The sequence below is a fragment of the Caulobacter segnis ATCC 21756 genome (genome assembly GCF_000092285.1).
GTDB classification, from domain to species: Bacteria; Pseudomonadota; Alphaproteobacteria; order Caulobacterales; family Caulobacteraceae; genus Caulobacter; species Caulobacter segnis.
Genome location: NC_014100.1, coordinates 4,199,320 through 4,221,437, shown reverse-complemented (window position 1 = coordinate 4,221,437; position 22,118 = coordinate 4,199,320). Strand labels below are relative to the sequence as shown.

General features: G+C 67.5%; 23 protein-coding genes. 8 read left to right on the top strand and 15 right to left on the bottom strand.

Features of this window, described 5'->3' with window-relative positions:
- Nucleotides 1-40: 40 nt before the first annotated feature.
- From CSEG_RS19270 to obgE, 5 genes are read right to left on the bottom strand one after another with little or no spacing between them, the layout of a single operon-like run.
- Nucleotides 41-1,870 carry a M14 family metallopeptidase gene (locus CSEG_RS19270; RefSeq protein WP_013080907.1) on the bottom strand — a complete coding sequence of 610 codons (1,830 nt, stop codon included), beginning with the start codon at nt 1,868-1,870 and terminating at the stop codon, nt 41-43.
- A 40-nt stretch (nt 1,871-1,910) separates the two neighbouring features.
- Nucleotides 1,911-2,522: a hypothetical protein gene (locus CSEG_RS19265; RefSeq protein WP_013080906.1), complete on the bottom strand. Its 612-nt coding sequence runs from the start codon at nt 2,520-2,522 to the stop codon at nt 1,911-1,913.
- 28 nt (nt 2,523-2,550) lie between these two features.
- Nucleotides 2,551-4,080: a UbiD family decarboxylase gene (locus tag CSEG_RS19260; protein WP_013080905.1), complete on the bottom strand. Its 1,530-nt coding sequence runs from the start codon at nt 4,078-4,080 to the stop codon at nt 2,551-2,553.
- A 24-nt stretch (nt 4,081-4,104) separates the two neighbouring features.
- Nucleotides 4,105-5,235, bottom strand: a complete 1,131-nt coding sequence (gene proB / locus CSEG_RS19255; protein ID WP_013080904.1) for a glutamate 5-kinase — start codon at nt 5,233-5,235, stop codon at nt 4,105-4,107.
- Nucleotides 5,232-6,296, bottom strand: a complete 1,065-nt coding sequence (obgE, locus tag CSEG_RS19250) for a GTPase ObgE (RefSeq protein WP_013080903.1) — start codon at nt 6,294-6,296, stop codon at nt 5,232-5,234. The genes proB and obgE overlap by 4 nt, the downstream gene beginning before the upstream one ends.
- A gap of 198 nt (nt 6,297-6,494) precedes the next feature.
- On the opposite strand from obgE, the gene CSEG_RS19245 reads away from it, so the two are divergent.
- Complete coding sequence (locus tag CSEG_RS19245) at nt 6,495-7,454, top strand: hypothetical protein (RefSeq protein ID WP_013080902.1); 960 nt, start codon at nt 6,495-6,497, stop codon at nt 7,452-7,454.
- A gap of 9 nt (nt 7,455-7,463) precedes the next feature.
- Here CSEG_RS19245 and CSEG_RS19240 read toward each other — a convergent pair whose 3' ends face one another.
- The 3 genes from CSEG_RS19240 to rplU all read right to left on the bottom strand — a co-directional run bounded on the left by CSEG_RS19240 (nt 7,464) and on the right by rplU (nt 9,066).
- Entirely contained in the window at nt 7,464-7,997 is a 534-nt protein-coding gene (locus tag CSEG_RS19240) for a GNAT family N-acetyltransferase (protein ID WP_013080901.1), read from the bottom strand.
- 192 nt (nt 7,998-8,189) lie between these two features.
- A complete protein-coding gene (gene rpmA / locus CSEG_RS19235) occupies nt 8,190-8,459 on the bottom strand; it encodes a 50S ribosomal protein L27 (RefSeq protein WP_010918207.1) in 270 nt (89 codons plus the stop codon).
- A 31-nt stretch (nt 8,460-8,490) separates the two neighbouring features.
- Entirely contained in the window at nt 8,491-9,066 is a 576-nt protein-coding gene (gene rplU / locus CSEG_RS19230) for a 50S ribosomal protein L21 (RefSeq protein WP_013080900.1), read from the bottom strand.
- A 204-nt stretch (nt 9,067-9,270) separates the two neighbouring features.
- On the opposite strand from rplU, the gene CSEG_RS19225 reads away from it, so the two are divergent.
- Nucleotides 9,271-9,900, top strand: coding sequence for a hypothetical protein (locus tag CSEG_RS19225; protein ID WP_013080899.1), 630 nt, complete (start codon nt 9,271-9,273; stop codon nt 9,898-9,900).
- A gap of 48 nt (nt 9,901-9,948) precedes the next feature.
- Nucleotides 9,949-11,052, top strand: a complete 1,104-nt coding sequence (locus CSEG_RS19220; protein ID WP_013080898.1) for a CobW family GTP-binding protein — start codon at nt 9,949-9,951, stop codon at nt 11,050-11,052.
- Between the two features lie 58 nt (nt 11,053-11,110).
- Here CSEG_RS19220 and CSEG_RS19215 read toward each other — a convergent pair whose 3' ends face one another.
- Both CSEG_RS19215 and CSEG_RS19210 read right to left on the bottom strand, forming a co-directional pair.
- Nucleotides 11,111-11,971, bottom strand: coding sequence for an EF-hand domain-containing protein (locus CSEG_RS19215; RefSeq protein WP_013080897.1), 861 nt, complete (start codon nt 11,969-11,971; stop codon nt 11,111-11,113).
- Nucleotides 11,972-12,120: 149 nt separating this feature from the next.
- Complete coding sequence (locus tag CSEG_RS19210; RefSeq protein WP_013080896.1) at nt 12,121-12,570, bottom strand: biopolymer transporter ExbD; 450 nt, start codon at nt 12,568-12,570, stop codon at nt 12,121-12,123.
- Between the two features lie 238 nt (nt 12,571-12,808).
- Here CSEG_RS19210 and CSEG_RS19205 point away from each other — a divergent pair, with 238 nt between their 5' ends.
- Nucleotides 12,809-13,840 carry a WD40 repeat domain-containing protein gene (locus CSEG_RS19205; RefSeq protein WP_013080895.1) on the top strand — a complete coding sequence of 344 codons (1,032 nt, stop codon included), beginning with the start codon at nt 12,809-12,811 and terminating at the stop codon, nt 13,838-13,840.
- Here the strand turns inward: CSEG_RS19205 and CSEG_RS19200 are convergent.
- On the bottom strand, nt 13,837-14,499 hold the full coding sequence (locus tag CSEG_RS19200) for a nitroreductase (protein WP_013080894.1): 663 nt from the start codon (nt 14,497-14,499) through the stop codon (nt 13,837-13,839). The genes CSEG_RS19205 and CSEG_RS19200 overlap by 4 nt on opposite strands.
- 93 nt (nt 14,500-14,592) lie before the next feature.
- Between CSEG_RS19200 and mtgA the strand changes: the two genes are divergently transcribed.
- Complete coding sequence (gene mtgA / locus CSEG_RS19195; protein ID WP_041538378.1) at nt 14,593-15,288, top strand: monofunctional biosynthetic peptidoglycan transglycosylase; 696 nt, start codon at nt 14,593-14,595, stop codon at nt 15,286-15,288.
- On the opposite strand, the gene CSEG_RS19190 is transcribed toward mtgA, so the two are convergent.
- The 3 genes from CSEG_RS19190 to CSEG_RS19180 form a co-directional block, all read right to left on the bottom strand.
- Entirely contained in the window at nt 15,285-15,917 is a 633-nt protein-coding gene (locus CSEG_RS19190; RefSeq protein ID WP_013080892.1) for a glutathione S-transferase family protein, read from the bottom strand. The two genes, mtgA and CSEG_RS19190, sit on opposite strands and share 4 nt — an antisense overlap.
- A gap of 10 nt (nt 15,918-15,927) precedes the next feature.
- Entirely contained in the window at nt 15,928-16,674 is a 747-nt protein-coding gene (locus CSEG_RS19185) for a VOC family protein (protein WP_013080891.1), read from the bottom strand.
- Between the two features lie 95 nt (nt 16,675-16,769).
- Nucleotides 16,770-17,507, bottom strand: a complete 738-nt coding sequence (locus CSEG_RS19180; protein ID WP_013080890.1) for a DUF899 domain-containing protein — start codon at nt 17,505-17,507, stop codon at nt 16,770-16,772.
- A gap of 65 nt (nt 17,508-17,572) precedes the next feature.
- Between CSEG_RS19180 and CSEG_RS19175 the strand changes: the two genes are divergently transcribed.
- From CSEG_RS19175 to modB, 3 genes are all read left to right on the top strand, one after another.
- Nucleotides 17,573-18,016 carry a MarR family winged helix-turn-helix transcriptional regulator gene (locus CSEG_RS19175; protein WP_013080889.1) on the top strand — a complete coding sequence of 148 codons (444 nt, stop codon included), beginning with the start codon at nt 17,573-17,575 and terminating at the stop codon, nt 18,014-18,016.
- 66 nt (nt 18,017-18,082) lie between these two features.
- The gene (gene modA, locus CSEG_RS19170) at nt 18,083-18,841 is read left to right on the top strand and encodes a molybdate ABC transporter substrate-binding protein (RefSeq protein WP_013080888.1); all 759 of its coding nucleotides are present in this window, start codon (nt 18,083-18,085) and stop codon (nt 18,839-18,841) included.
- A 2-nt stretch (nt 18,842-18,843) separates the two neighbouring features.
- The gene (gene modB / locus CSEG_RS19165) at nt 18,844-19,521 is read left to right on the top strand and encodes a molybdate ABC transporter permease subunit (protein WP_013080887.1); all 678 of its coding nucleotides are present in this window, start codon (nt 18,844-18,846) and stop codon (nt 19,519-19,521) included.
- A 109-nt stretch (nt 19,522-19,630) separates the two neighbouring features.
- Here the strand turns inward: modB and CSEG_RS19160 are convergent, their stop codons facing one another.
- The gene (locus CSEG_RS19160; protein WP_013080886.1) at nt 19,631-22,102 is read right to left on the bottom strand and encodes a TonB-dependent receptor; all 2,472 of its coding nucleotides are present in this window, start codon (nt 22,100-22,102) and stop codon (nt 19,631-19,633) included.
- Nucleotides 22,103-22,118: the final 16 nt, after the last annotated feature.

The following is a 22,118-nucleotide window of genomic DNA, read 5'->3' as shown; positions in this document are numbered from 1 at the left end:
GGTCATATGAGACCTTTCGCCCAGGAACGGCAACCCAACGCTACTGCGCGATCTCGCGAGCGATCGGATACAGCAGGTGGTGGTCGTCGTAGAACGGCGTGCGCTTGTAGAACCAGGCCAGGCGCGCGTCGGGATCGGCGGCGAACTTGGGCTCGGCCGCCAGCTTGGCCTCGAACTCGGCCTTCAGCTTCGGATCCGCGGCCAGCATCTTCTCGGCCAATGGAGCGATGGCGTAGGGCTCGATATATTCGACGCGGCTCAGCACCTCGGGGACCATGCCCCAGGCGAAGACGCTTTCGCTGGACTGCGGCTCCAGCAGCAGGACGACGAGGTCGCCCAGCGGCTGGTCGGTCGGCACGCGGACCGAGCCCTTGGGGAAGACCCAGTCGCGGGTCTCGGTCGTGACCTTCTCGACGCTGATCTGCACGTGGCCTTCGTTGGCGCGCGTGGCGATCTTGGGATCGACCAGGCGGATCATCTCGACCTTGACGGTCTTGTCGGCGGGCAAGGTCTCCACGGTCACGCCGTGCAGCTTCAGGCGCTCGATGAGGTCGGCGCGGTAGCTGGGCACATAGTAGGCGGCCGGGCGCTTCAGCGTCAGCGAGGGCTTGGAGCCATAGAAGGGGACGTTCCAGATCTCCGGATCGGCCTCGCCCAGCCAGCGCACTTCCTTCCGGCCCGAGGCGGGGCTGTCGTAGTACGCGTACTTGATGCCCTTGAAGGCGCGCGTGTAGGCGGGCTTGTCGTCGGACACGAAATTGGCCGGGATCTCGGCCGGGCGCAGGGCGCTGTCGGCGGCGATCGCCGTCCGCAGGTCGCCGCCCTTGTCGGCCAGCAGCTTCAGGGCCGTCTCGATGAACACATAGGTCCCGAGCACGCGCTGGGCGTGGGGTTTCAGGCTATGATTCTCGATCAGGATGGTCGGGACGTGGGCCGCCGCGCCCCAGCCGTTCGAGAAGCGCTCGCCCAGGCCCCCGTCCGAGAAGCCGGCCTTGGGATTGTGCTCGTCGACGCCGAACACCAGTTCGCCCGGGATGTGGCCCTCGGCCTCCAGGCTCTTGTTCATGACGGGCTTGAGCACCCCGTCCAGCCATTTGGCGATGGCCGGCGAGCGGTTCCAGACGCCGTTCTCGCCGTTGAAGCCGTAGGTGACGTCGTACTGGTAGTCCATGCCGTCGGTGACGTGGACGTCGACATAGAGATCGGCCTTGTACTTGGCCTGCAGGCGCTTGAGCGCCCGCATCTCCGGCTGGTCCAGCTTCATGAAGTCGCGGTTCAGGTTCTGGTTGGTCGCGGTGTTGCGCCAGCCCTGGATGCGCGGCCCGCGCTGGTTGGGGCGGGAGTAGGGTCCCGACCGCTCGTGGCCGTCGACCGACAGGATCGGGATCAGGACCAGGTTCACCTTGTCCAGCAGACCGTCCTTGCCGTGAAACGCCATGTCCCGCAGCAGCATCATGCCGGCGTCCTTGCCGTCGATCTCGCCGGGGTGGATGCCGCACTGGACCAGCAGCAGCGGCTTCTTTGGATCAAGCTTGTCGCCGTCCTTCGACGCGATCACCGCGAAGATCGCGCGGCCCTGCGGCGAGACGCCGAAGTCCTCGACGCGGATCAGCTTGGACGCCTTGTCCAGGCGGTCGAACCAGGCGCGGGTGTCGGCGTAGGTCGGCGAGAAGTCGTGCTCGGCGTCGGCCTCGAACGGGGTCACCCACGGATCGGCCTTGTCGCGGATCAGCGCCTGGCTGGCGCCCTGCCAATGCGGGGCCGGCGGCAGGAAAGGCTGGTCCCAAGGCGCCTTGCTGGCGGGTGTCTGCGACATGGCGGGGGCTCCGAAGGCAAGCAATGCGGAGGCGATCAGGAACGAATGGCGCATGGCCGACGTCGTCGCGCCTCTGAGGTGAGAAGGCAAGGGCTCAGCCGCCGATCAGAGACCAGCCGCCGCGGCTGACCATTAAGGCGGCCGAACGGACGACATGCCAGCTCTGATAGAGCACGAGGACCGCCAGGATAGCGGTGACGAGCCAGCGGGATCGCGCCAGCGCCGCGACGGTGGTGAGGATCAGGAACAAGGGCGTGCCGATCCAGAACGCGAGGCCCAGCTTCAGACGGGCGAATTCGCCGTTCAGGTTCAACAGGAACACGAAGAACAGCGCGACGATGAGGTTGGCCGTCATCACGCTCAACAGCACGAGCTTGCGATTGGACCAGAAGTGGTCGTCGAGGTTGTCGCCTTCCTTGAGCTCGCGCGGAAAGACCTGCGTGGCGGCCACGTAGAAGATGCTGGCGACCACCAGGCCCAGGATCAGCAGGGCGTAGCTGTAGGGCGCCGGGCGGAAGATCACCCAGGCTTGGTTCCAGAAACTGGCGATGTCGATGGCCACGAACAGCGCCAGCAGCGGCGTCAGCAACCCGAATCGCACCGCGCGCCGCTCATGCAGCGTCCGGGCGAAGCCGCCGACCAGTTCGGCCACCGAGAAGCCCAGCAGCAGACCATAGAAACTGAAGAAGAACTCGAATGCGTCCACGGAAGCCCCCCCGCTCGACCGACTCAGATCACTTCCAGATCGGCGTCCCGTCGCCGGGCAAGCCCAGCCGCGCCCACTTCTCGCTGACGGCGTCCACCACGGCCTGGTCCATGCGGATCTCCTCGCCCCATTCGCGCTTGGTCTCGGGCGGCCACTTGTCGGTGGCGTCGAGGCCGATCTTGGAGCCAAGGCCGCTCTCGGGGGAAGCGAAGTCCAGATAGTCGATCGGGGTGTGCTCGATCACCGTGATGTCCCGCGCCGGGTCCATCTTGGTGCTGATCGCCCACATCACGTCCTTCCAGTCGCGGGCGTTGATGTCGTGGTCCACGACGATCACCCACTTGGTGTACATGAACTGGCGCAGATAGCTCCAGACGCCCAGCATCACGCGCTTGGCATGGCCCGGATAGGCCTTCTTCATCGACACCACGGCGATGCGGTAGCTGCAGCCCTCGGGCGGCAGCCAGAAGTCGACGATCTCGGGGAACTGCTGGCGGATGAGGGGAATGAACACCTCGTTCAGCGCCTCGCCCAGCACCGAGGGCTCGTCCGGCGGCCGGCCCGTGAAGGTGGTCAGGTAGATCGGGTCCTTGCGCATGGTGATCGCCGTCACCTGGAAGACCGGGAACTTCTCGACGCTGTTGTAGTAGCCGGTGTGGTCGCCGTAGGGGCCCTCGTCGGCGAACTCGTCCAGCAGGACGTGGCCCTCGATGACGATCTCGGCGTGGGCGGGAACCATCAGCGGCACGGTCTTGGCCGGGACGAGATCGACCTTGGCCCCGCGCAGCAGGCCGGCGAACTGGTACTCCGACAGGGTGTCTGGCACCGGCGTCACGGCGGCCAGGATGGTGCCCGGATCCGCGCCCAGGACGGCGCAGGCGGGCAGGGGCTCCTTGGCGCCCGCCTTCTTGTGGCGAGCATAGTGCTGGGCGCCGCCGCGATGGGCCAGCCAGCGCATGACGCACTTGTCCTTCGACAGGACCTGCATCCGGTAGATGCCGAGGTTGAAGTCGTCCTCGCGGTCCTTGCCGGGGCCCTTGGTCACGACCAGCGGCCAGGTGATCAGCGGCGCCGGCTCGCCCGGCCAGCAGGTCTGGACGGGGAGCTTCGTCAGGTCGATCTGGTCGCCGGTCAGGACGACCTCCTGCACGGGCGCCTTCTTCACCGTGCCGGGGCGCATGCTCATGACCGTCTTGGCCAGGGGCAGCATGTCGAGGGCGTCCTTGATCCCCTTGGGCGGTTGGGGCTGGCGCAGGAAGGCCAGCAGCTCGCCGACCTCGCGCAGCTCGCCCGCCGTCTCGCGGGGCTCGCCGCCCAGGGTGACGCCCATGGCCACGCGCTTGACGGTGCCGAACAGGTTGGCGAGGGCCGGCATCTCCGAGCGCGAGCCGTCGGGCAGCAGCACATGCTCGAACAGCACCGCCGGGCCGCCGGTCGCTAGCAGGCGAGTCTGGATCTCGGTCATCTCCAGCACGCTGGACACGGGTTCCTTGACCCGGACCAGCTCGCCCTTGGCCTCCAGAACGTCGATAAACTCGCGGAGGGATCGGTAGGCCATGGGGATGCTCGTGACTGGAAACGTCTAGTGGGCTACGGCCAGGTCGTCGGCGTGGATCATCGGGCCCTCCGTGAAACCGAGTTCGGCCTCGATGGCGTCGGAGCGCAGGCCGGCGATGCGCTGGGCGTCGGCGCTGTCGTAGCGGACGATGCCGCGCGCGACCTCGCGGCCGGTCTCGTCGCGGACGCGGACGGCGTCGCCCTTCTCGAACGGACCCTCGATGGCGCGGACGCCGGCTGACAGCAGGCTCTTGCCCGCCTCCAGCGCCTTGGCCGCGCCGGCGTCGACCGTGACCCAGCCTTGCGGCGCCAGCGAGCCGGCGATCCAGGCCTTGTAGGCGGCGGCCGGACTGGCGCCGGCCTCGATCAGGGTCGCCTTCTCGCCGGCGGCGATGGCGGCCAGCGGGCGCGGGCGCGAGCCCAGCGTGATCAGGGTGGCGCAGCCGGCGGCGCGGGCGATGCGGGCGGCGGCGATCTTGGTGGCCATGCCGCCGGTGCCGACGCCAGCGGCGGCGTTGGCGCCGTCGGCCATGCCGGCGATCTCGGCCGTGATCTCGCTCACGTGCGGGATGTGCTGGGCCTTGGGGTTCTTGCGCGGGTCGGCGGTGTAGAGGCCGTCGATGTCCGACAGCAGCACCAGGAGGTCCGCGCCCGCCATCTGGGCCACGCGCGCGGCCAGGCGGTCGTTGTCGCCGTAGCGGATTTCCTCGGTGACGACGGTGTCGTTCTCGTTGACCACCGGCACGACGCCCAGGCCCATCAGCGTCTCGGTCGTGGCGCGGGCGTTCAGCCAGCGGCGGCGGGTCTCGGTGTCGTCGCGGGTCAGCAGGATCTGGGCGACGCCGAGACCATGCGGCTCGAAGGCTTCCTCCCAGGCGCGCATCAGCAGCGACTGGCCGGCGGCGGCCGCGGCCTGCTTTTCCGGCAAGGTGGCCTTGCGGCCGGTTAGGCCCAGGCGTCGACGACCGAGCGCCACGGCGCCCGACGAGACCACCAGCACCTGTTTGCCGTCCGCGCGTAGAGCAGCGGCGTCGGCGCAGAACGCTTCCAGCCAGGCGCGGTCAGCCGCGCCGGTCGCGTCGTCGACCAGCAGGGCCGAGCCGACCTTGAAGACGATGCGGCGGGCGCTGCGATACGCCTCGGCGGCGTGGCTCACGGCGTCCAGCCTCCAGGGGTCTCGTCGACGTGGTCCTCGTCCTCGGCGATCTCTTCCTCGAGGTCGCCGCGACGGATGCGAACCTGGCGATAGGCCGCGCGCAGGAGCTCCTTCACGCCCTGGCCCGATACGCCGGACACCAAGCGCGGCTTGACGCCGGCCACGGCTTCGACCTCGGCGATCTTCTCGGCGAGGGTCTCCTCGTCGAGGGCGTCGATCTTGTTCAGGGCCAGGATCTCGGCCTTGTCGGCCAGCTCGTCGCCATAGGCTTCCAGCTCGCCCCGGATGGTCTCGTAAGCGCCGGCGACGTCGTCCTGGGTGGCGTCGATCAGGTGGATCAGGGTGGCCGAGCGCTCGACGTGACCCAGGAACCGCGTGCCCAGGCCCGCGCCTTCGCTGGCGCCCTCGATCAGGCCGGGGATGTCGGCCAGCACGAAGCGCTCGCTGCTGGACAGGTCCACGACGCCCAGGTTCGGGGTCAGGGTGGTGAACGGATAGTCGGCGATCTTGGGCTTGGCGGCGCTGGCCGCGGCCAGGAAGGTCGACTTGCCGGCGTTGGGCAGGCCAACCAGGCCGACATCGGCGATCAGCTTCAGCCGCAGCCAGATCCAGCGCTCCTCGCCCTCCTGGCCGGGATTGGCGTATTTCGGCGCCTGGTTGACCGGGCCCTTGAAGTGCAGGTTGCCCCAGCCGCCATTGCCGCCCTTGGCCAACAGGATGCGCATCCCCGCGTGGTCGAGGTCGGCGATCAGGGTCTCCTTGTCCTCCTCCAGCACCTCGGTGCCGACGGGGACCTTCAGCACCACGTCATCGCCGGCGGCGCCGTGGCGGGCGCGGCCCATGCCGTGCACGCCCGTGCCGGCCTTGAAGTGCTGCTGGTAGCGGTAGTCGATCAGGGTGTTGAGGCCTTCGACGGCCTCGATCCACACGTCGCCGCCGCGACCGCCGTCGCCGCCGTCCGGGCCGCCGTACTCGATGTACTTCTCGCGGCGGAACGACACCGACCCGCCGCCGCCGTTACCGGAGCGGATGTAGATCTTGCATTGGTCCAAGAATTTCATGCGGTCCTTTTGTCCCAAGGCGTCCCGCGCGTCGAGCCAAAACCCCGTTTTCAACGTGACGCTTGGCCACGGTCGTTAACCCCAAGAAGGGCGTGACGGGCGTCCGGCGTCGTGACGAAATGTTAAAACACGTTATGCGACAAAGAGTCATGGCTAGCGAACCGCGGTGTTTCTCGCCGGCGGAACGGGAGGCTGACCTTGGCGACCGAAGTAGAAGTCGACGACATTCTGGCGAAGGATCTGGTCGAGCTTTCGACGCAGGACATCCATCGCAAGTACAGCGCTGAGGCCTCCGTCCATCGTAACATCCTGATCGGGCGGGGCACCGGCGTCGCGCCGCAGTGGCGCGACTTCAAGACGTTTCTCGGCGAAGTCGGGCAGCGCCCCTCGACCGATCACACCCTCGTTCTGCTGAACCGCTACGAGCGGACCTATGGCCCTGGCCGCGCCCGTTGGATGACGGCCGAGGAGCAGGCGGCCCACGAAGAAGAATTCGATCGCCTGCGCGCCGAACAGCAGCGCGAGGAGCAGCTTCTGCTGCACAAGGCCGCCGCGACCAAGCGCGCCAGCACGCCGGGCGCGCCGTCGTTCGGCCAGTGGACGCCGATGGCCGGCAAGCAGGTCGCCTATACCGACGTCGCCAAGAAGCTGGCCATCCCGGTCGTGGCGCTGTCCAAGACCATGCCGCCCGGCGCCAGCGCCGACGAACTGGTCAAGCGATCCGCGACCGCCAACGAGCTGATCAACGAGAACGCCTCCTGGCTGCCGCCGGACCCGGTCCGCAAGTCGGGCTTCTTCGAGGCCTATCGCATCTGGCACCTTCAGGTGCAGCCGCAGTTCGCCAAGGCCGCGACCCCGACCTTCCTGTTCCTCTACATCGCCCTGCCGGTGATGAAGCAGTGCCGGGATGAACTGGTCGACCTGGACCTTTGGAACCCGCTGGGTCAGCGCGCCCTGAACGCCCGCGACAGCCATCCGTCGTGGAAGAAGTACACCGAGTTCATGCCGCGCGCTCAGGTGGCGATGATGGAAATCCCCATCTACGCCACTTATTCGCTGCTGAGCGACCTGGACGCCCTGTGCGAGCGGATCATCACCGCCGAGAAGCGCTTCCGCGAAGGCCCGCAGAAGGTGATCCACACGCACCGCGCGGCCTAGAGCCCGCGCCTAGGCCAGCCAGACCATCATCCGCGTGGCCGCCACGGCGCCGCGCGCGATCGACGGCTTGTGCTCGACGACGCCGGTGTAGAGGAACCCCGCCTTCACCAGCACCCGCCCCGAGGCGTCGTTGTCGGCGAAGTGGCCGGCCGTCACATAGCGCTTGTTCCAGACGCCGCGCGCCCAGTCTAAGGCCCCCTTGGTCGCCTCGGTCGCGTAGCCGCGGCCCCAGTAGGGCCGGCCGATCCAGTAGCCGAGCTCGACCGGACCGTTCGGATTGGTGAATAGACCCACGACCCCGATCAGCCCCTCGTCCGCCAGCTCGATGGCGAAGGTGTTGTCGCGCGACCGATCCTGGGTTCCGCAACGGGCCACGAAGTCCTCGGCGTGACCGCGAGTGTAGGGCGAGGGCATGCGCGTGGTCATGCGCGCCACCTCGTGATCGACGCAGAAGGCCGCCACGCGCTCGACATCGGCCTTGGCCGGGGCGCGCAGCGTCAGCCGCTGGGTTTCGATGACGGGTCTTTCTTCGATGACGCACATCGGCGCCTCCCAGAGTTCCTCCGGTCCTCTTTTCTTTCGGGACCGTGACGCCGCCATGGCGAAGCTTGTTGCGGATGGCGACGAGACAAAACAAAAGCGGGGAGCCCGGCGTTCCGGACTCCCCGCTAGAGATCGTCTGTCCGGATCGTCTTCTGAAGGAGAAGCACGATCCGAAGAAACTCTGGTTCGTGCTTACTCGGCCGGCTGAGCGGCCGGGGTCACGGTCACGTAGGTGCGATTGTGCTTCTTGGTCACGAAGCCCACCGCGCCCTGCACGAGCGCGAAGAGGGTGTGATCCTTGCCAATGCCCACGCCCGAACCCGGGTAGAACTTGGTGCCGCGCTGACGCACGAGGATGTTGCCGGCGAGAACCTTCTCGCCGCCGAACTTCTTCACGCCAAGGCGCTTCGACTCTGAGTCGCGACCGTTGCTGGACGAGCCGCCTGATTTCTTGTGAGCCATCTTGCTCTCCTACCTTTAGAAGGCGTCGCCCTTAGGCTTCGCCTTCCTCCGTCTTGGCGGCGGCCTTCTTAGGGGCGGCCTTCTTCTTCGGGGCTTCGGCGACCGGATCGGCGTGTTCGACGACGGCGGCTTCAACCTTCGGGCTGGCCTTCGACGCCTTCTTCACGACCGGGGTCGCCTCGACAGCGGCCGGAACCGTGAACGGCACGGCGGCGTCGCCGAGGCCGCGAGCGCGGGCGTCCAGGATGACCTTCGGGGTCAGGTCGATCGACCCTTCCCACTTGGCTTCCTTGCCGGCGCCGGCGACGGACGTGACGCGCACGACCGATTCCAGCTGGCGGTGACCGCGGGTGCGGCGGTAGCCCTGACGGCGGATCTTCTTGAAGATCTTCACCTTCTCACCCTTGCGGGTTTCGATCAGGGTGCCGGAGACGACAGCGCCGTCCACGGTGGGGGCGCCGACCGTCACGGCCTCGCCTTCGCCAAGCATCAGGACTTCGCCAAAGGCCACGGCAGCGCCGGGTTCACCTTCGAGCTTTTCGACCACCAGCAGGTCGCCGGCTTGAACCCGGTACTGCTTGCCGCCGGTTTTGATCACCGCGTACATAGGTTAGCGCCTTAAAAACGTGCGTTCGCAAAATAGGGAACGCCCGCTCGGAAACCCGGCGGGCGAAGAGGGCGCGACTTATACAGCGGCGAGGCTGAGAGTCAACGGCGGCGTCGCGGGAATCCGGCCCAGAATCCGCCAAATGCGAGAAGTTCTCGATTACCCCCTGGTGTGTTACTTTATAACACGCTATAGGCCTTTCCCGTGAACCCATCGCTTCTCGCCCCCATCGCCGCCACCGGCTTCGCCGTCGCCTTCCTGCACGCGGCGCTGCCGACCCATTGGCTGCCCTTCGTCCTTGTGGGGCGCGGCCAGCACTGGTCTGCGGGCAAGACCTTGAGCGTCACGGCTCTGGCGGGCCTGGGACACGTGGCTTTCACCATCCTGCTGGGCGTCGTCCTGGTTGGCGCGGGCCTCGCCGTGCAGCCGCACATGGGCGCGGTGTTCGGCTGGGTGGTCGGGGCGCTGATGGGCGCGCTGGGACTCTTCTATCTATGGCGCGGTCGGCACGATCATGGCGAGGGCGACATCAAGACCCGGCGCTATGCTTCCGACCGGGCCGCGATCATCGCCTTGGTGGTGCTGCTGACCCTGTCGCCGTGCGAGGCGTTCCTGCCGATCTATCTGGCGGGCGTGAAGCACGGTTGGACCGGCTTCATGGCGTTGAGCGCCGTTCTGATGGCCGCGACCGCCGCCGGCATGCTGCTGTTCACGACCCTGAGCCTGGCTGGCGTCAAGCGCCTCGGGCTGGAGCGGATCGCCCGCTACGAGTCCACGATCCTGGGCGTCGCCCTCGTCGCCATGGGCCTCGGGGTCGCGTTCCTCGAACTGTAGGGCCTCCCCGGCTTTTGTTTGGCGGGGCGAGCGCCTAAATAGCGCTCCATGACCCAAGCTTCCTCCGCCGCCTCCGGCAAGATCCCCGTCACCGTGCTGACCGGCTATCTCGGCGCCGGCAAGACCACCCTGCTCAATCGCATCCTCACCGAAGAGCACGGCAAGCGCTACGCCGTGATCGTCAACGAGTTCGGCGAGGTCGGCATCGACAACGACCTGGTCGTCGGCGCGGACGAGGAAGTGTTCGAGATGAACAACGGCTGCGTCTGCTGCACCGTGCGCGGCGACCTGATCCGGGTTCTGCAAGGCCTGATGAAGCGCAAGGGCGGCTTCGACGCCATCATCGTCGAGACCACGGGCCTGGCCGATCCCGGCCCGGTGGCCCAGACCTTCTTCGTCGACGAGGACGTCAAGGCGCGTACGGCGCTCGACTCGGTGACGGCCGTCGTCGACGCCAAGCACATCTTGCTGCGCCTGTCGGACAGCAAGGAGGCCGTCGAGCAGATCGCCTTCGCCGACCAGATCGTGCTGAACAAGACCGATCTCGTCTCCGAGGACGACCTGCGCCACGTCGAGGCCCGCATCCGCCGGATCAACCCGCTGGCCCCGATCCACCGCGCCCAGCGTTCGAACGTTCCGCTGGAAGCGATCCTGGGCAAACACAGCTTCGACCTGGACCGGATCACCGAGCTGGAGCCGGACTTCCTCAATCCCGCCCACGGCGAACCGGGCCACGTGCACGACGAGCACTGCGGCCACGACCACCACCATCACCACGATCATGACCATGTGCACGACGAGCACTGCGGTCATGACCATCATCACCATCATGACCACGCCAGCGACATCCACGACGATGGCGTGAAGGGCGTTTCCCTGACCCTGGACAAGCCGGTCGACGGCCAGAAGATCACCGCCTGGCTCAACGACCTGCTGGCCAAGCGCGGCCCCGACATCCTGCGCGCCAAGGGCATCATCGACGTGAAGGGCGAGAACAAGCGTCTCGTCTTCCAGGCGGTGCACATGATCCTGGAGGGCGACTTCCAGCGCGAGTGGACCGACAAGGACAAGCGCTACAGCCGCATGGTCTTCATCGGCCGCGACCTCGACGAGGCCGAGCTGCGCGCCGGCTTCGAGGCGACGGCGGCTTAAGACGGCGCCGGTGTCCGTCGAGATCCGGCGCGGGCCGAGATCACGACGGACGACCTGATTACGCCGAGACCGGCGTCGTCCAGCCTTCGGTCTTGGTCTCGAGGCCCGCGAGAATCTGGCTGATCAGGCGCGTGCTCAGCGTGTCGGTCATGGTGACGCCGCTGAAATCGATCTGGGCGGCCGAACGGTAGGCGGCGAGCTCGCGATCGAGGATCTTGTAGGTTCCCTCGCCTCCCGACGTCCGCTCGGCCCAATCGGCTTGGACCTGCTCGGCGCTCTGTTGCGCCGCATCGCCAGGGGCGTTGGCCGCGTCGCTCGCGATCGACGGGTCGATGTCGATGACGTCGATTGGCGGGGCCGACGCGACCGCGCTCAGGGGCAGGGGCGTCGCCCGCGCGGCCCGCACCTCGTCCGTGCTGGTCAATCCATCTCCGTCGGCGTCAACGGCGATGAATATCGCGCCGGATATCGTCCCTGAATCCAGGTTCGAAGCCCGACGCATGGCCTTTTCGGCGCTCCACTCGGCGTCCGAGAGCTCGCCGTCGCCGTCCACGTCCGCGCGGGCGAACAGAGCGCTGATGTCCTGCGTCTCCTGCTCGGATCGGGCGCCGTCAAGCAAGCCTAGCGTGGCCTTATTGGCCGGAAGCGCGGTTCGTGGCGTCGGCTCGGTCTGGGCCTCGACCAGCGCCGACAGCGTGTCATTCGACAGGGCGACGGAAGACCCGGTCATTTCCGCCCGGCTGATTTTTCCGTCCGCGTCGGCGTCGAGCGTCTTGAACGCCGAGGCGTAGTCCCGCTTCTCGCCGCCGACGGATTTCAGTTCGTCGAGAGACAGGCCGTCGCTTTTGTCGGCGTCGAGATGGTCGAACACGCGATGATACAGCTGCTGGGTCAGGCCGCCGCTGGCGATTGAAGTCATAATGCTCTCCCGAGGCCGGTACTGCTCGGCGATCGGGACAAGCAAGAATCAAGCCAAGGTTGTGGTCCGGGCGGATGGACCTCAAAAGAAAACCCCGCTGGCCGGGGCCAACGGGGTTTTGATCTCTTGGCTGTCGCCGAGGACGATCCTTAGTGGATGTCTTCGTTGATCAGGCCGACCTTGTACCAACCGGCGGTCTGCAGCTGGTTCAGCACGCCCATGAAGTCGGCGTACATGACGTCGGCGTCGGCGCGGATCATGACGCGCTGGTCGTCCTTCGGGCCGGCTTGGCCGTTGGCGGCGAACTTCGACGACAGGTCAGCTTCCAGGCCGTCCAGGCTGGTCTGACGGTCGGCGATGAAGATCGCGCCCGACTTCTGGATCGAGATGAAGACCGGCTCCTTGGGCTTCGGAGCGTTCGGCGGCGGCGGCGAAGCCGGCGGCAGATCGATCTTGATGGAGGTCACGGCCATCGGCACGGCGACCATGAAGATGATCAGCAGCACCAACAGAATGTCCACGAAGGGCGTGACGTTGATTTCGGAATTCTGGCCCAGCGAATAACGGCCGCCGCCGCCGCCAGCAAGTTTAGCCGCCATGCCTGACTGTCTCCCAGAAGGCCGCGCGCTCCGCGCACGCCTGAAATGTCATTACCGCGCCACGTCTGGCGTAGACGGGCGCGGAAGTAAAGCCAGACGACGCGGCGCAATAGCAAGCCCCTTTTTTCGACTTTTCGCCGAACGCCGTTCGAACGGGCGCCTGGCGAGAAACGCGCCTGGAAACGCATCGGCTTGAAAGAGTCTGGCCGTGGAGGCCTCGGCGCATTAAGTCCGGCGCATGATCTTTTCCTTCGACGCCTTCGTCACAGAGGCCCTTTTCGACCGTTCCGGCCGCGCCGCCTTTGCCCTCGGCGACGGCACCGTCCGCCTGCAGACGCAGGACGGCTTCGTCACCGTGGAAGCCCACGGCGGTCCGCTGGGCGGCGCCGTCCTGGCCGCCGCCGCCCATCCCAGTGGCGCGGGAATCGTCACCGGCGGCGACGACGGCCGCGTGGTCTGGACCCGAATCGAGAACGGCGAGGTGGCCGCGACCGTCCTGGCCGAGGTGAAGAACAAGTGGATCGAGCACGTGGCGACCAGCGCCGCCTCGGGCCTGATCGCCTTTACGGCCGGCAAGGAAGTCCACGTTCGCGACGCCGCCGATCCGGCCTTCGCGCGGACCTTCGCGCACGAGAAGACGGTGTCGGGCCTGGCCTTCGAGCCCAAGGGCCGCCGCCTGGCCTCGGCCACCTATGGCGGGGCCTACCTCTGGTACGCGCGGATCGCCGACCAGAAGCCGCAGCTTCTGAAGTGGGCCGGCAGCCACATCGCCGTGGCCTTCAGCCCGGACGGCAAGTTCCTGATCTCGTCGATGCAGGAGAACCAGCTGCACGGCTGGCGCTTGTCGGACGGCAAGGACATGCGGATGGGCGGCTACCCGGCCAAGATCAAGAGCCTGGCCTTCTTCGACAAGGGCGCCCTCTTGGTCACCGCCGGCGCCAACGGCGCGGTCATCTGGCCGTTCGCCGGCGCCAGCGGTCCGATGGGCAAGGAAGCGGCCGAGATCGGCTTCTCGCGCGATTCGATGGTCGTGCGGGTGGCGGGCATCGACGCCCACCCCGTCTGCCTGGCCGCCCAGGACAACGGCAAGATCTGGGCCGCTCACATGCGCAACGGCCGGATCGAGACCCTGAAGGCCGAGAAGGGCGCCCCGATCAGCGCCCTGGCCGTCAGCGCCGACGGCAAGTTCATGGCTTGGGGCGACGAGAGCGGCGAAGCCGGGGTGCTCGAAATCCCCGACATCAGCGGCCCGCGTCAGTTCGCGGGCTAGAACCCCTTCAGCTCGCCCCACTCCTCGAACGGGGCGCGGCGCGAACGGAAGTTGTTCACCGGGGCGGCTTCGTCGCGATAGCCGAGGGCCATGCCGGAGAACAGCATGTGGCCCTCCGGCAGGCCGACATGTTCGTCGACCAGCTTGTTGTAGTGCGACCAGAACTCCTGCGGGCAGGTGTCGAGGCCGCGCTCGACCGCCAGCAGCATGAAGGTCTGCATGAACATGCCGACGTCGCTCCATTGCGGCGGGCCGCAGCGGCGATCGATCGAGAAGAACAGCTGCGCCGGCGCGCCGAAGCCCTGCCCGTTGATGGCGAACCATTGCAGGCGGGCCATCTTGTCCTCGCGCGGGATGCCCAGCGCCCCGTACATGTCCTCGCCCACCTGGAAGCGGCGGCTGCGCAGCGGCTCCCACAGGTTGGCGGGATAGACGTCGTATTCGGTCGGGTCGGGCGAAGCCACGCGCGTCAGCATGGCGTCGGTCAGCGCCTTCAGCGGCGCGCCCGCCACGACCTGGACTCGCCAGGGCTGGAGATTGCCGCCGGAGGGCGCGCGAGCGGCGGCCTCCAGAAGCTCGCGCACCAGGGCGGCGTCGACGGGGTCCGGCTTGAAGGCGCGCACCGACATGCGGCGGTTGACGGCGTCGATCACGTCCATCGAAGGCTCCCTTAATCTTCTCGCCGCTATGCCCGCGACAGCGGCTTCAGGTGTGGCTAGCATCCCGCCGCAGCGTAAAGACAAGTCTGTTCGATCTTTTGGGGGCGTTCCTTGCGGCGGCTTCTGCGTAACATCGCCTTGGCTCTGTTCATCGTTCTGGTCGCCGGGCCGATCGTGGCGGTGATTCTGTTCCGCTTCGTCCCGCCCCCGGTGACGCCGCTGATGGTCATTCGCGCCGTCGAGGGGAAGGGGCTGGACCACCGCTGGCGGCCGATCGACGAGGTCGCGCCGGCCTTGCCGCGCGCCCTGATCGCCGCCGAGGACGCCCGGTTCTGCGAGCACCATGGCTTCGACTTCAACGCGTTGCAAAAGGCCTACGCCAACAACGAGGCCGGCAAGAAGATCCGCGGCGGCTCGACGATCAGCCAGCAGACCGCCAAGAACGTCTTCCTGTGGCCGGGCCGCTCCTATGTCCGAAAAGGCCTGGAAGCCTGGTTCACGGTGCTGATCGAGATCGGCTGGGGCAAGAAGCGGATCATGGAGGTCTATCTGAACTCCATCGAGTTCGGGCCCGGCATCTATGGCGCGGAGGCGGCCTCGCGCCGCTATTTCGGTGTCGGCGCCGACAAGCTGACCCAGGCCCAGGCCTCGCGCCTGGCGGCGATCCTGCCCAGCCCGCTGAAGTGGCGCGTGATCAAGCCGGGCAAGTACGTCGCCAAGCGCACCCAGAAGATCGGCAAGGCCTCGGGGGCGGTGCGCCGCGACGGCCTCGCCGACTGCGTGGGCTAGCTGGCCCACCACCCGCGCGTGGCGGGGCAGGCGTCGAGCGCTCTCCTATAGCCGTCGCGCTGGCGCAGCCGGCCAAGATAGGCCTGCTCGGCCTCGCCGAGCGCGAAGTCGATGTTCTTGCGCGCCATCTCCAGCGCGTAGCCCACGGAGATGTCCGCTGCGGTGAAGACTTCGCCCGCCATGTAGGGCGCCTCGGCGAGGCGGCGGATCACGAGGCCCAAGCGGCTGGTGAACACATGCATGGCCTGGCGAACGGTCCAGTTGTCGCGGTCGGTCTCGGGGGCGAAGTGTCGGGCGCCCGTGAGGAAGAAGACCGAGGCCGCCAGCCCCGCCTCGCCGAGATGCAGGAACTGCTGGTAGGCGGGGAAGGTCGCGTCTTGGGGGTCCGGCGCCAGCGGCGAGGGCCCGTAGCGGCCCAGCAGGTACTCCATGATCGCGATCGACTCGACCATGGTGACATCCCCGTCCCGGATCGCGGGGATGAACCCGCCGGGATTGATCGCCAGGAACTCGGGGTCGTTCTCGACCCCGGCCAGCATGTCGACGTCCCGGAGCCGATAGGGCAGCCGCATCTCCTCCAGCAGCCAGACGACGCGGAAGCCGCGACCTTCGCCGAAGACGGTGATCATCGGCGCCGTATCAGCCACGTTGGCCGACCAGGGCGAACAGGCCGCCTTGCGGATCTTGCGCGTTCAAAACCCAGGCGCCGCCCGGCACCGGGTGAGGGCCGGTCAGAATCTGTCCGCCCGCCGCCTTCACGCGCTCCAAGGCCGAGTCGATGCCGTCCACGCAAAAATAGTAGAGCCAGTAGGGGCTGGGAGCGGGCGCGTAGGTGTTGAACATGCCGCCGATCGCCGCCGCCGGCGGGCCGAAGGTCTGGTAGACCCCCATCTCGCCCATCGGCACGGTGTCGTGCTTCACCCAGCCGAACAGGGGCGCGTAGACGTCGAAGAGCTTCTCCCAGTCGGCCGCGTGCAGCTCCGACCAACCCAGCGATCCTGGCGACATCGGCGCGGGTCGCGGCGGGGCGTCGTTGGTGTCGCCGTGGAACAGGACGAACATCGCCCCTTGCGGGTCGGCGACGACCGCGAAGCGGCCGACGCCCGGAATGTCCTCCGGCGGCTTGCAGATCGCGCCGCCGGCGGCCTCGACCTTCTTGGCGAAGGCGTCGACGTCATCGACGCCGAGATAGCCCAGCCAGCCCGCCGGGACGTCCTTCATCTCCAGCATGCCGCCGACAGGGAACTCGCCGGCCTTGAAGATCGTGTAGGGGCCGGCGGGACCGGAGGAGGCCTCGGTCGTCCAGCCGACGACCACCGTGTAGAAGGCTTCCGCCGCCTTGGCGTCCGGCGTGACCAGTTCGAACCAGACGAAGTCGCTAGCCATGTGAATTTCCTCGGGCGGTGGTGAGGGCGTTGAAAGGCCGGCCGCAGGCACGGCGTCGACGAAGACGTTCCAGGAACGGATCATGCGTTCGGGCGTCAGGCGGCGCCCGCGCAGCAGGCGGACTTGGGCGGAGCCTCCTCGTACTCGTCATGACGGCGGATGAAGTTCATCGTCTCGTCCTCGTTGCGGCCCAGCGGCGCGCGGTCGAGCAGCATCAGGGTCGCCAGCGCCTCTTCCAGACCGCGGGCGTAGGTCGAATAGGTGTGGAACACCTGGCCCTCGGCGTCGCGATGGAAGACCGACAGGCCCGGCAGCTCGTCGTGGCCCTGACCGGACGGCAGGTCGGTGAAGTTGTAGTTGATCGTCTCGCCGGCCAGCTCTTCGGGCGTGAACGAGACGTGGAAGTCGCGGTTGAAGTCGCCGCCGTGCGACGACGCCCACGGAAACTTCCAACCCATGCGGCGCTTGTAGGCCTGGATCTTCCCTAGGGACGCGCGGGACACGGCGACCAGGGTCACGTCGTGGTGGTTCAGGTGCGGCAGGGTCCCGTCGAAATGGTCGGCCATGAACGAGCAGCCCTCGCAGCCCGCGTCCCAATCTGGGCCCAGCATGAAGTGGTAGACGAGCAGCTGGCTGCGGCCGTCGAACAGGTCGTCCAGCGTCTTGCGGCCGCCTTCGGTGTCGAAGACGTAGGTCTTGTCCAGCTTCACCCAGGGCAGGGCCATGCGCTCGGCGTTCAAGGCGTCGCGGGCGCGGGTATGGGCCTTTTCCTTGACCAGCAGGGCGCGGCGCGCGTCCAGCCATTCCTCGCGGGAGACCACGGCGTGCGACATCACGTCCTCCGTAAACTGAGCTGTTTTCCCTTGACTAATAACGTTGATATCAACATAAAAGGATCATGTCAAAGCCGGTCGTGATTCCCTTCGAAACGACGATCCACGTCCGCGACACCTGCCTGTGCCTGCACGTCCAGCGGGCCGCCCGGGCCCTGGCGCGGCGCTTCGACGAGGCCCTGCGGCCGCTAGGCCTGACCAACGGCCAGTTCTCGCTCCTGATGTCGTTGAACCGTCCCGAGCCCGCCGGCATGGGCGGCGTCGCCAACCTCTTGGCCATGGACCGAACGACCCTGACCGCCGCGCTGAAGCCGCTGGAGCGGCGCGGCCTGCTGACGATCGCGCCTGACCCCAAGGACCGCCGCGCCCGGGTGCTGAGCCTCACCCCCGACGGCCGCGCCTTGCTCGCTCAGGCCCTGCCGATCTGGACCCGCGAGCACGGCAAGCTGGACGATGACCTGGGCGGTGGGGCCGAGACCCTGCGCCATGGGCTAAGGGCGCTGGCCTAGTCCGCCGCGAGCATCATCGTTATGTAGTCTGGCTGCCGACCGCCGCGCCAGACCCAGGACCACCCGATGATCGCCCGTCGTCCGATGCTGATCGCCGCCCTGGCTGGCGCCCTGTCGCTGACGCTAGGCGGCGTGGCTCTCGCGGGCGAGACCAAGGTCGCCGTCGCCGCCAACTTCACCGAGGCCGCCCGCGAGATCGCCGCGCGTTTCAAGGCCAGGACAGGCCACGCCGCCACCTTGAGCTTCGGCTCGTCCGGCCAGTTCTACACCCAGATCGCCAATGGCGCGCCGTACGAGGTCTTCCTGTCGGCCGACGTCGAGCGGCCCCAGAAGGCCGAGGCCGAGGGCTTGGCGGTTCCCGGCTCGCGCTTCACCTACGCCACGGGGCGGCTGGTGCTGTTCAGCAAGACCCCCGGGCTTGTCGATCCGAAAGGCGCGGTGCTCGCCAAGGGCGGCTTCGACAAGCTGGCGATCGCCGATCCGAAGGCCGCGCCCTACGGCCAGGCGGCGGTCGAGACCCTGATCAGGCTGAAGCTCTACGACGCTCTGAAGCCGAAGATCGTCACCGGGTCCTCGATCACCCAGACCTTCCAGTACGTCCAGACCGGCGCCGCCGAACTGGGCTTCGTGGCGCTGTCGCAGGTGATCGACGAGAAGGGCGGCTCGCGCTGGCTTGTTCCGTCCACGGATCACGCGCCGATCGGGCAGCAGGCGGTGCTGCTGAAGACCGGCCACAACAGCGACGCGGCCAAGGCGTTCCTGGCCTTCCTGAAGGGCGGCGAGGCCAAGGCGATCATCAGACGCTACGGCTACGAGGTCCGCTGAGCATGGCCGAGGTCCTGTGGCTGACGGCCAAGCTGGCGGGGATCACCACGATCTTGCTGCTGGTCCTGGCCACCCCGCTGTCCTGGTGGCTGGCGCGCGGGCGTTCGAGCCTGAGGACGCCGATCACCGCCCTGGTCGCCCTGCCGATCGTGCTGCCGCCCACGGTGCTGGGCTTCTATCTGCTGATCGCGCTGGGCCCGAAGAGTCCGCTGATGGCGCTGCTGCAGCCCTTCGGCGTGCGGACCCTGGCCTTCACCTTCGAGGGTCTTGTCATCGGCTCGCTGATCTATTCCCTGCCGTTCGCCGTGCAGCCGCTGCGCAACGCCTTCCTGGGGATTGGCGACGAGCCGCTGGAGGCGGCCGCCTGCCTTGGCGCGTCGCGCTGGCAGACCTTCTGGAGGGTGGCTCTGCCGCTGGCCCTGCCGGGATACGTCGCCGCGGCCATCCTGACCTTCGCCCACACGGTCGGCGAGTTCGGGGTGGTGATGATGCTAGGCGGGAACATTCCCGGCGAGACCACCGTGCTCTCGACCGAGATCTACCGGCTGGTCGAGGGGCTGGAGTGGGGAGAAGCCCATCGCCTGTCGCTGATGCTGCTGGTCTTCGCCTTCGCGGTGCTGATGGCGCTGCTGGCCCTTGAGCGGCGCTCGAAGGTCCTGCTGCGCGCGCGATCCGAATAAGAAGGGAGCGCGGCGTGGGAACGCCGCGCTCCAGGTCACCGAGATCATGATGGCGGGGAGGGTCGGACGCCCCGGCGGCCATCACGCCGGCGCGTCATCATCGACGGGCCTAGAACGTCCAGGTCAGCGACGCGCCGTAGGTCGTGGGTTTGCCCGGGAAACGGACCACCACGTTGGCGTTGCTGCTGACGGCGCTCCAGTAATACGCGTCGGTGATGTTGCGGCCCCAGATCGACAGCTCCCAGCCCTTGGCCGGCGCGCCGATGCCGATGCTGGCGTTCACAAGGCCATAGCCGTCGATCACGAACAGCGGGTTGCCCTCCAGGTCGGCGTAGGACTTGTCCTGCCAGCGACCGTTCAGGGCGGCGTTCAGCTCCAGGCCATCGCCGATGGGCTGCTTGAACAGGGCCGTCAGGCCGCCTTGGAACTTCGGGCTGTAGAGAAAGGGCCGGCCGTCGAAATCCTGCGGTTGTCCGGCCGCGTTGATGCCGGTGTAACCCTTGACCTCGGTGTGCAGCAGGGTCGCCGAGGCGATGAAGGTCAGCGACCGCGAGGCGCGCCAGGTGATGTCGCCGTCGACGCCGTAGGCCTCGCCGTTGGGCACGTTGGCCAGGCGTGAGAGGGCCGTGTAGATCGGGTCGGCGAAGTACACCGACAGCTGCTTGTCGGTGTAGTCGTAATAGAAGGCGCTGACATTGGCCTGCACCCGCCGCTGGAACAGCCCCGCCTTCACGCCGACCTCGTAGGCCGTCAGCATTTCCTGCGTCGCGGGCGCGTTCTGGGTCGAGATGTTGGCGGCGTTGATCGGCGTCGCGCCGGCCTTGGCGCCGCGCGAGATCGAGCCGAAGATCAGCACGTCCTGCGCCGCCTGCCAGTCCAAGGCCGCGCGCCAGGCGATGTTGTCCTCGTCCAGCTTGGACTTCACGAAGCCGAAGCTCTTGGTCGCCGGATCGAAGGTGTTGCAGCCGCCCTGGGCGATCGGCGCCACCAAGCCGTAGGTCGCGAAGAACAGCGCGCGGTTCACGACATTGACGTTGGGCAGCATCGACCCACCGACGTCGCGCGAGCAGCCGACATAGTCCTGGCGGTCCTGGCTGTAGCGGACGCCCAGCGTCAGCTTCAGACTGTCGGTCAGGGCGTGATCGGCGTTGGCGAACAGGCTCCAGGTCTTGGTCTCGATATTGCCGACGTCCTCATAGGTGCGGAACGCCTGGCTCATCTGCAGGGGGGTGTAGCCGAAGCTGTTGAAGGGCGAGGCCAAGAGGGTCGAGCCGACATAGCGGATCGTGCCGACATTGGCGTTCTGCCCCAGCAGGGTGCGGTTGCTGTCATAGATCTTGTCGCGCGCCACATAGGCCCCGACCAGCCAGGAACCTTTGTCCGTGCGGCCCTCCAGATGCAGCTCCTCGGCGGCCGACTTGATGTCGCCGTGCGCCTTCTGGATCAGCACCTCGTAGGGCGCGCCGCTCCAGTCGAACACGGCCTTGCGGCTCAGGCGGTTGAAGCTGGACAGCGAGACCAGGGTGACATCGTCGCTGAGGTTCCAGGCGACCTTCAGCTTTCCGGCGTGGAACTGGTCGTTCTCGCGCAGCGGGTCGCTGATCCCCTGACCCCCGCCGATGTCGACGCCACGGGTGGACAGCGGGGCCCAGTCGGCCTGGCGGGCCTTGGTCGGCGCGTGGGTGGCGATGTAGTTGACCAGGCCCGGCGCGTTGAACGGGCTGGCGGCGGTGGCGGGCGTGAAGCCGACGCCCTGCGCGGCCACGGTGTCGGACTTGTTTCGCCAGCCCGAGTACGACACGTCGACCTCGACCGTGTCCGTCGGCTGCATGGCCAAGGACAGGCGCCAGCCGTCGCGATCGACCTTGCCCAGGCGCTCGCCCCGGCTGTTGCTGACCTGCCAGCCCTTGTCGCTGTTCTCCATGCGGAAGGCGGCGCGGCCCTGGACGCGATCGCCCAGACCGCCGCTGACGAAGCCTTCGAGATTGTAGGTCTTGTAGTTTCCCGTCTCGGCGGTGAGCGAGCCCTCGAACGCCTCGGTCGGCTTGTTGGTCACGAAGTCGATCAGGCCGGCGGTGGTGTTGCGGCCATAAAGCGTGCCCTGCGGGCCTTTCAGCACCTCGACCCGCTCGAGGTCGAAAACCGGGCCGGTGTTCATGAACGGATAGGCGTAGGCGACCTCGTCCCAGTAGGTGCCCACCGTCGAGGTGGCCGAGAGGTTGATGGTGTTGAAGCCGATGCCGCGCAGCGTATAGGTCGGTACGCCCTGATAGCTCTGGCTGACCGTGAAGCTGGGCGCGACGGAGGTCAGGTCCTTGGGGTCGGTGACCCGCAGCTGCTGCAGCGCCTCGCCGCTGAAGGCCTGGATCGGCATGCCGACGCTGTTGGCGGTCTCCTCGCGCCGCTGGGCCGTCACCACCAGGGTGTCGATCGTCAGGCTCTCTTCGGGCTTCTGCGGGGCGCCCTGAGTCTGGGCCCTCTCCGTCTGGGCCCTCTCCGTCTGGGCCATGGCGGGGACCGCCAGCAGCAGGGCGAGCGCCGACACGCTCAGGCTCAAGGTCAGGCGCGTGGGTCCTGGCATCCGTCTTACCTCCCTT